8 protein-coding genes are annotated in these 9,010 nt (G+C 68.7%); 5 read left to right on the top strand and 3 right to left on the bottom strand.

Annotation, left to right across the window (positions count from 1 at the left end; translation table 11 throughout):
- Positions 1-265: 265 nt before the first annotated feature.
- Both RWO82_RS14120 and gnd read right to left on the bottom strand, forming a co-directional pair.
- Positions 266-730 (bottom strand): GNAT family N-acetyltransferase, encoded by a 465-nt coding sequence (locus RWO82_RS14120; RefSeq protein WP_314428150.1) that lies wholly within the window; start codon positions 728-730, stop codon positions 266-268.
- 156 nt (positions 731-886) lie between these two features.
- Positions 887-1,942 (bottom strand): phosphogluconate dehydrogenase (NAD(+)-dependent, decarboxylating), encoded by a 1,056-nt coding sequence (gnd, locus tag RWO82_RS14115; protein WP_314428148.1) that lies wholly within the window; start codon positions 1,940-1,942, stop codon positions 887-889.
- Positions 1,943-2,411: 469 nt separating this feature from the next.
- On the opposite strand from gnd, the gene RWO82_RS14110 reads away from it, so the two are divergent.
- Positions 2,412-3,587: an aminotransferase class I/II-fold pyridoxal phosphate-dependent enzyme gene (locus RWO82_RS14110; RefSeq protein WP_314428147.1), complete on the top strand. Its 1,176-nt coding sequence runs from the start codon at positions 2,412-2,414 to the stop codon at positions 3,585-3,587.
- Between the two features lie 142 nt (positions 3,588-3,729).
- Here the strand turns inward: RWO82_RS14110 and RWO82_RS14105 are convergent, their stop codons facing one another.
- Positions 3,730-3,948: a hypothetical protein gene (locus RWO82_RS14105; RefSeq protein ID WP_314428145.1), complete on the bottom strand. Its 219-nt coding sequence runs from the start codon at positions 3,946-3,948 to the stop codon at positions 3,730-3,732.
- 393 nt (positions 3,949-4,341) lie between these two features.
- On the opposite strand from RWO82_RS14105, the gene RWO82_RS14100 reads away from it, so the two are divergent.
- The 4 genes from RWO82_RS14100 to RWO82_RS14085 all read left to right on the top strand — a co-directional run bounded on the left by RWO82_RS14100 (position 4,342) and on the right by RWO82_RS14085 (position 8,858).
- Positions 4,342-5,373, top strand: a complete 1,032-nt coding sequence (locus RWO82_RS14100) for a G5 domain-containing protein (RefSeq protein WP_314428143.1) — start codon at positions 4,342-4,344, stop codon at positions 5,371-5,373.
- A gap of 235 nt (positions 5,374-5,608) precedes the next feature.
- Complete coding sequence (locus tag RWO82_RS14095) at positions 5,609-6,949, top strand: glycoside hydrolase family 125 protein (RefSeq protein ID WP_314428141.1); 1,341 nt, start codon at positions 5,609-5,611, stop codon at positions 6,947-6,949.
- Positions 6,946-7,902: a sugar ABC transporter permease gene (locus RWO82_RS14090; RefSeq protein WP_314428139.1), complete on the top strand. Its 957-nt coding sequence runs from the start codon at positions 6,946-6,948 to the stop codon at positions 7,900-7,902. Before RWO82_RS14095 ends, RWO82_RS14090 begins: the two co-directional genes overlap by 4 nt.
- Positions 7,902-8,858, top strand: coding sequence for a carbohydrate ABC transporter permease (locus RWO82_RS14085; protein ID WP_314428138.1), 957 nt, complete (start codon positions 7,902-7,904; stop codon positions 8,856-8,858). The genes RWO82_RS14090 and RWO82_RS14085 overlap by 1 nt, the downstream gene beginning before the upstream one ends.
- The last annotated feature ends 152 nt before the right edge of the window (positions 8,859-9,010 follow it).

The following is a 9,010-nucleotide window of genomic DNA, read 5'->3' as shown; positions in this document are numbered from 1 at the left end:
GAAGTCGCCCGAAACCCGACGGTCGTTGAGCGAGGACGACGAAGTCGACCGAGACGAAACGTCGTGAGCCGACGGTCGTTGAGCGAGGACGACGAAGTCGACCGAGACGAAACGTCGTGAGCCGACCTCGAACCTCACCGCGTTTCGTCTCGGGCCGCTCCGCGGTCCTCGCTCAACGACCGAGAGTCTGCCGCTCCGCGGTCCTCGCTCAACGACCGGAAGCCTCCCGCTCCACGGCCGTCGCTCAACGACCCCAAAGCGTGACTCAGAGCGATCGGGAGAAGTAGAAGGCCTTCTCGCCGGTGTCGGGGTCACCGTTGGTGAAACCGTGACTCTCGTAGAAGCGCATGGCGTCGGCATCCGACTCGTCGACGTTGATCTCGATCTCCGCGACGCCCCGCTCACGGCAGGCGCGCACCACGTGCTCGAGGATCTTCGAACCGATGCCGGTTCCGCGGTGCGCGGGAGCGACGTACATCTCATCGAGGAGCGCGACGGGCCCCTCCGACCAGACGTTCGGGCGGAGCGTCACGAGCGCGACCCCCACGGCAGGCGCGCCGCCGAGGATCGCGAACGTCGTCGGCTGGGCGAGCAGGTCTGTCAGGCGGCGCGCGAGGACGTCGACGCCCGGACTCGCGGTGTCGAACTCGGTGTTGAACGCGTGCAAGAGCTTCGCGACGATGACGGCATCATCGGGCTCCGCCGGACGGGTCAGAGGTATCGAAGTCACGCGGGTTCCTTCCTCTACGTCGTTCGATTCGTTTCCTGCCGCAGACGGGGTCACTTTCGCACCGGATCAACGCGTTTCCGGTGTGAGACTGGCCCCGCCTGGGCGCGAAGGTGCGGAAGTGGCCCCGCCCGGCAGGAAGCCGCCCGGGGGGGCGGCTCAGTCCGACTCGGCCTTGCGTGCACCCGCCTCGAGCACATCTCCGGCCGGCAGCTCCTGGTGACCGCCGAACTGCAGGCGCATCGCCGACAGCACCTGGTTCGCGAAGCGGTCTTCATCGCGCGAGGCGAAGCGCTCGAACAGCGACGCGGCGAGCACCGGCACGGGCACGCCCACGTCGACGGCGGCCTTGACGGTCCAGCGGCCCTCGCCCGAGTCCGACACCCGGCCCGCGAGACCGTCGAGCTGCGGGTTCTCGGCGAGCGCGGCGGCGGTCAGGTCGAGCAGCCACGATGAGATCACCGATCCGCGTCGCCACAGTTCGGCGACCTTCGACGTGTCGATCGGGAACTGGTAGAACTCCGGCTCTTCGAGCGGAGCGATCTCGGCGGAATGCTCGGCCTCGCGCACCCCGGCATCCGCATTGTGCAGCAGGTTGAGTCCCTCGGCGATCGACGCCATGATGCCGTACTCGATGCCGTTGTGCACCATCTTCACGAAGTGCCCCGCGCCCGAGGGGCCACAGTGCAGATAGCCCTGCTCCTCGGGGGTCAGGTCTCCTGTGCGGCCGGGCGTGCGCTCGATCTCGCCGACGCCCGGAGCGATCGTGCGCAGCACCGGCTCGATGCGCTGCACGGCCTCGTCGGGACCGCCGACCATGAGGCAGTAGCCGCGGTCGAGTCCGAACACGCCGCCGCTCGTGCCGACGTCGACGTAGTGGATGCCGCGCTCACGGAACGTCTTCGCCCTCCGCACGTCGTCACGGTAGTTCGAGTTGCCGCCGTCGATCAGGATGTCGCCCTCGTCGAGCACCGCCGCGACCTCGTCGGCCACGGCTCCCGTGAGCGATGCGGGCACCATCATCCACACGGCCCGCGGCGCCTCGAGCTTCGCGGCCAGGTCGGCCATGCTGTCGGCACCCGTCGCCCCCTCGGCGACCAGCGTCTGCACGGCATCCGCGTTCACGTCGTAGACCACGCATTCGTGCCCGTCGCGCATGAGGCGGCGCACGATGTTGGCGCCCATCCGGCCGAGTCCGATCATCGCCAGCTGCATGAGATTCCCTTCGTCCGCCCCCGGTGGGCCGGTCGGGGCAATCCTGACACGGCCGCGGAGGTGGCTCAATGCCGGTGGGGCGGTTCGGGAACTGGTGACGCACGATGCGGGGCCAGTCGTACACGCCGACCGCCGATTCCCGGTGCGAGAGTGACCCCGCTGTGACCCCGCATCGTCGGCCCCGCATCGGGCCCCCCGCGGCGGGGCCACGCGGCGAGACCCGCGGCGGCCACGCGGCGAGACCCGCGGCGGGACCCGCACCGGGACCCGAACACCCGACCCGGATGCATGCTCAGATCACGGATGCAGGTCGGATCCCGCGTTCTCGGCATGCATCTGTGATCTGAGCATGCAGGTGCACAGGCGCACATGGGCCACCAGACACCGCACCCGCACCAGACACCGCCCCCGCACCAGACTCCGCACGCGGACCGACCCCGATGTCACCGACCGGTGAAAGGATTGAGTCATGACATCCGGCACGTTCGACCAGATCACTCAACACGACCTGCGCGCAGCGGGCAGCGTCAAATGGACGAGCTTTCCCGACACCATCGGAGCCTTCGTCGCCGAGATGGACTTCGGCGTGGCCCCCGTGATCAACCGCGCGCTGAAGGATGCTCTCGACCTGGGCGTCACCGGCTACCTGCCCGAGAAGCTCGCCAAAGACCTCTCGCAGGCGACGGCGCGCTGGTACTCCGACTCGTACGGCTGGGAGTTCTCGGCCGAGCGGGTGCACCACGTGCCCGATGTGATCGCGGCGTTCGAGCTGGCGATCGAGCACTTCACCACTCCCGGCTCGGCGATCATCGTGCCGACGCCCGCCTACATGCCGTTCCTGCTGGTGCCGCCGATGCGTGACCGTCGAGTGATCGAGGTGCCGAGCATCGAGGTCGACGGCCGCTGGATCATGGACCTGGATGCCGTCGCCCAGGCGTTCCGCGACGGTGGCGAGATGCTGGTGCTCTGCAACCCGCACAACCCGCTCGGCACCGTCGCGACCCGTGACGAGCTGCTCGCGATCGCCGATGTCGTGACAGCGGCGGGCGGCCGGGTGTTCTCCGACGAGATCCACGCACCCATCGTCTACGCGCCGGCTCAGCACATCCCCTATGCCTCGGTCTCCGATGCCGCGGCGTCCCACACGCTCACCGCGACCTCCGCCTCGAAGGCGTGGAACCTCGCCGGGCTCAAGTGCGCGCAGGTGATCATCTCGAACGACGCCGACGCCGCGCTCTGGGAGAGCCTCGGATTCTGGGCGGGCCACGGCACCTCGACGCTCGGCGTCATCGCCAATGTCGCCGCCTACACGGGCGGGCGCGAGTGGCTCGACGGGGTGGTCGACTACCTCGACGGCAATCGGCGGATGCTGGCGCAGTTGGTCGACGAGAAGCTGCCCGGCGTGCGGATGATCGTGCCGGAGGGCAGCTACATCGCGCTGCTCGACTTCCGCGAGACGGGACTGACAGGCGATCTGGGCGAGTGGTTCCGCGAGCGCGCCGGGGTCGCGATGACCGACGGCGCCGCGTGCGGAGTCGCGGGCATCGGCTACACGAGGTTCGTCTTCGCGCTGCCCCGGCCCGTCATGGTCGAGGCCGTCGAACGGATCGCCCGCGCCCTGAGCGAGCGGGACGTCGCGGCGTAGCCACCGCATCCCCCGGCCCCACGCACCACACGGGTCGCCCCTCGCCCGAATCCGTGGGCGCGAAACCGACCTCGCCCGTATCCGCGCGTGCAAGACCGCCCCTGCCCGACCACCGCAGCCAGCCCCACGGAATCGACCGAGGTCAGCCCAGAGCGGATTCCTCGCGCTCGAACCACTGCGCGCAGAGGCCGGATTCGCCGCCCTCTCGATAGACCGGATCCTGCCAGTCGAGCGCGAGGGGAGCGCTCCATCCCGGGAACATCTCCGGTCGCCCGGTCGCGGCATCGTTCACCTGACCGAGCAACCGATCCGCCTGTGCGACATCGCCGCCGTCGACCGCCGACCACGCGGACAGAAGCATGGCGCATCCCCACCATGCATGGGCCACGTCGTCGCCCCACGACGTGCTCATCGCGAATCCCGTGTCCGGAATCTCCGCTGGGAACTCGTACCCGGCCGGCATCTCGTAGGGGAAATCCGAGATCATGTCGGGCCATCGCGAGTCGCGGTACGCATTCGATGACGAGGCATCGTCCGGGGAAGCGGAAGGAGTCGGCGTCGCCGGGCTCGGGCTCTGCGTCGGCGGCTGCGACGGCCCCACCCCACCGGTGGGCGCACAGGCGGTCGTGACGGACAGGATCACGACGGCACTAGTGAATCGTTACTTGTCCGCTCCGTCTCGCAACCGATATACAGGTTCGAGGCGCTCTGGGGGCGCCGGCGATTCGTCGCCTCGCCGTCGAGGGGAACCTTCATGTCTCAGCCGCCTGCCGCGTGGCATCCCGATCCCGAGAACCCGAACCAGCTGCGCTGGTGGGACGGTCACCAGTGGACCGCGGCCACCGCACCCTCGCCCGCCGCGGTGGCCACCTCGCAGCGGCACCAGCCGGTCGCGCCTGCAGAACCGGATGCCGCGAGGCGTGACATCGGCTGGCGCATCGCAGGAGTCGTCGCCGCCTCGCTCGTCGTCGGCGGAGTCCTCGCGCGATTCGCGCCTGTCGTGTTGATCTTCGCGATCGTCGCGGCGGTCATCGTGGCGCTGTTCGTGCTCCTCGTGCGGCCCGCCCCTGCGCTCGGACTGGGGTCGCGGCCATCGGGGTTCGTCGCGCTCGGCGTCGCGGCGCTGCTGCTGACAGGCGGCGGCATCGCGAACGCCAGCACGGGCGCGTCGACGCCGACGGCATCCGAGCCTCAGACGTTCGCCGCGCTGCCGACCCCGACCTCGGCCGCGACCCCGACCTCGACGCCGACCGCGACTCCGTCGCCGACCCCGACCCCGGTGCCGACGACGTTCGAGACGGCGACAGAAGAGATGATCGTGCCGTTCGGCGTCTCGACCGTCGACGATCCTGCGCTGGATCAGGGGACGACCGCGCTGGTGAGCGCCGGCGTCAACGGCGTGAAGGTCATCACCTACCGTGTGACCGTCGTCGACGGAGTGGAGACTGCGCGCGATATCGTGAGCGAGGTCATGCAGACGGCACCGGTCGACGAAGTCACCGCGGTCGGCACCAGGGTGCCCGCTCCCGCGCCGATCGCCCCGGCACCCGCGCCCGAACCCGAGGCGGTTCCCGCGCCGGTTCCGGCTGCTCCGGTTCCGGCGGTCCCTCAGCCCGGTGGATGCGACCCGAACTACGCGGATGCCTGCGTGCCGGTCGCAAGCGACGTGGACTGCGCGGGCGGCAGCGGCGACGGCCCCGCTTACGTGCAGGGTCCGGTGCGGATCGTCGGATCCGACATCTACGACCTCGACCGCGACGGAGACGGCATCGCCTGCGACAAGTGACGGTGCGGGGTCACCACCGCAGCGCCCGACGCGCCGCCCGAGGCCGACAGCCCAGCACCTCCGAACCCTTGTCACTCATTACATATACTTATTCATTCCCTTAGTGGCGCCTCACAGCGCCCACACGGCTCTAGTGAACCATACCTAAAGATATAAATAGATTTAATCTGCATTCCGGGCTACACTCGGCGATGTCGTCCAGAGCGGGGCGACCTCAGGTTCACCGAGGAGCATCGTGGCTCAGACCCATTCGGCCTTCATCCATTCCGTCGCCGAGCGCGTGCGCGCCCGCACCGACGAAGCCACTGCGGCCATGTTCGAGCGCTGCTTCGAGAACACTCTCGGCACGACCCTGCGCGAGATGCCCGACGGCACGCTGTTCATGCTCACGGGCGATATCCCCGCGATGTGGCTGCGCGACTCGGCCGCGCAGCTCGGCCCGTACCTGCACTTCGCGGCGGAAGACCAGACGATCAGCGACATGATCGCTGCGGTCTCGCGTCGGCAGATCGAGTACGTGCTGCTCGACCCCTACGCCAACGCCTTCAACGCGGCTCCCGACGGCAGCGGACACCAGAGCGACCTCACCGAGCAGTCGCCCTGGATCTGGGAGCGCAAGTACGAGGTCGACTCGCTGTGCTATCCGGTGCAGCTCGCCCACGACCTCTGGGTCACGACCGGCCGCACCGACCACCTGGGCGAGTCCTTCGCCCGCGCCGCCCGCACGATCATCGAGCTGTGGCGCACGGAGCAAGACCACGAGGCCCGCTCGACCTACCGCTTCGAGCGGTTCGACTGCCCGCCCAGCGACACCCTCGTGCGCGACGGACGCGGCGGCGAGACCGTGCCGACGGGACTCACCTGGTCGGCGTTCCGCCCGAGCGACGACGCCTGCGAGTACGGCTACAACGTTCCGGGCAACATGTTCGCCGCGGTCGCGCTCGGACACATAGAGGCGATCGCCACCAAGGTGCTCGGCGACGACGAGCTCGCGGCGAGCGCCCGCGACCTGCGCGCAGACATCGAGCGCGGCATCGAACGGCACACGGTCGTCACCGGCCCGTCCGGCGATGACGTCTACGCCTACGAGGTCGACGGCCGCGGCGGCATCCTGCTCCTCGACGACGCCAACGTGCCCAGCCTGCTGTCCCTGCCGCTGATCGGCTGGTGCGCGACCGACGATCCGCTCTACCTCGCGACCCGTCGCTTCATCCTCAGCTCCGCCAACCCGGTCTTCTTCACGGGCACCCTGGCCTCGGGCACCGACGCGAGCGGCCTCGGCAGCCCGCACACCCCGGTCGACCACGTGTGGCCGATCGGCCTCTGCATCGAAGCGCTCACCACCGACGACCGGAGCGAGAAGGAGCGCATCCTGGGGCTGCTGCTCGAGACGGATGCCGGCACCGGCCTGATGCACGAGTCGTTCCTCGTCACGGATCCCACGGTGTTCACGCGCGAGTGGTTCTCGTGGGCGAACGCGATGTTCTGCGAACTCGTGCTCGACATGACGGGTCTGCGCACTCTCGACCGCGGCACACTGCGCCGCGAGCCCGTGACCGAGGCGCGGCCGGCATGAGCGTCACGACCGCCGAGCCGCCCACGCTCGACCGGAGCGGCGAGTCCCCGGCATCCGCACCCCGCCGCGGCCGCAAGAGCCGCAACCCGAGCGCTCGGCAGATGACGTGGCACGCCTGGCTGTTCCTGCTCGTGCCCGGCGTGCTGTTCCTCGTCTTCATGGCGCTGCCGATCGTGATGGCGCTCGTGATCAGCTTCACCGACTACGCGATCGTCGGCGACTTCGAGTGGCTCGGCATCCAGAACTACCTCGACATCGCCGTCGACCCCTTCTTCTGGATCGCCCTGCGCAACACCGCCTACTACACGCTGCTCTACGTGCCGGCGGGCCTCATCGTCGCCCTCGCCACCGCCCTGCTGCTCAACCGCCGCCACCGCGCGGTGCGCCTGTTCCGCACGCTCTTCTACATCCCGGTCGTCGCCTCGACGGTCGCGACCGCCACGATCTGGTTCTGGATGCTGAACCCGCAGAACGGCCTGCTCAACGTGGCGCTCAGCTGGTTCGGCATCGACGGACCCGCGTGGCTGTACGAGTCGCAGTGGGCCATGATCGCGATCGTCATGATGAGCGTGTGGGCCGGGTTCGGCGCCAACATGATCATCTTCCTCGGTGGCCTGCAGGGCGTGCCGGGCGAGCTCTACGAGGCCGCACGGCTCGACGGCGCGAACGCGTGGCAGCAGTTCCGCTACGTGACGCTGCCGTCGCTGACGCGCACCACGTTCCTCGTGTCGACGCTGCTCATCATCGGCGCCTTCCAGGTCTTCGACCAGGCCTATGTGCTCACCAAGGGCGGCCCCGGCAACTCGACCGTCACGATGGTCTACTACATCTACAACAAGGGCTTCGGCGCGCTCGAGATGGGATACGCGTCGGCGCTGTCGTTCGTGCTCTTCCTGATCATCCTCGTGTTCTCGCTGCTGAACGCGAAGCTCACCAACCGGAAGGGCGCCTGATGACCAACACGCTCAGCGGTGGCCGCGCCATCGAGACCACTCTGGCCGCCGGCACTCCCGTGGCACCGCCCCTATCCTCTCGCCGCCGGCCGACCACGCGCATACGCATCGCGACGCTCGGCTGGTACATCGGCGTCATCCTGATCAGCGTCGTCACCGTCGCACCGCTCGTATGGACGATCTCGACCTCGCTGAAGCCCGCCACCGAGATCCTCTCCGGCGCGCTCAACCTCATCCCCGCCAACCCGACGCTCGACAACTACCTGCAGGTGTTCGACGAGGTGCCGTTCGGGCGGTACTTCGTGAACTCGCTCGTGCTCGGCATCGGCGGCGCCGCGACGAACATCTTCTTCGGCGCCCTCGGCGGCTACGCCCTGGCCAAGCTGCAGTTCAAGGGACGCGCGGCCGTCTTCGCGGTGTTCCTGTCGTCGCTCATGATCCCGGGCATCATCACGATGATCCCGTCGTTCCTGATCCTGCGCGGCATCCCGTTCGCCGGCGGCAACGACGTCTTCGGCCAGGGCGGACTCGGACTCATCAACACGTACTGGGCCGTCATCATCCCGGGCGCCGCCGGGGCGTTCGCGGTCTTCTTCATGAAGCAGTTCTTCGAGACGCTGCCCGACGAGCTGGGCGAGGCCGCCCGTATCGACGGCGCGAGCGAGTTCCGCATCTTCGCGATCATCTACTTCCCGCTCGCGAAGGCCGGTCTCGCGGTGCTCGGCATCATCAGCTTCCAGGCGGGATGGAACAACTTCCTCTGGCCGCTGATCGTGCTCAACAGCCAGGACATGATGACCGTCCAGGTCGGGCTCGCCTCGTTCGTCAACAACTACGAGACCGCGTTCGGCCCGCTCATGGCGGGCACCGTGATCGCCAGCCTCCCGGTGCTGCTCGTGTTCCTCTTCGCGCAGCGCTACATCATCGAGGGCGTCGCACACGTCGGCTCGAAATGACCCCTTCCACGCTGTCCCCTCTCACACCACCACCCCCATCCACATCAAGGAGCATTCGATGAAGAAGAACCTGCGAGCACTGGCCGTCATCGCCACGGCATCCCTCGCCGTCACCGTCGCGGGCTGCGCGTCCGGCGGCGACGCCGGCGGCA

Source organism: uncultured Microbacterium sp., from assembly GCF_963521645.1.
GTDB lineage: Bacteria > Actinomycetota > Actinomycetes > Actinomycetales > Microbacteriaceae > Microbacterium.
This window is presented reverse-complemented; position numbering and strand designations above follow the sequence as displayed.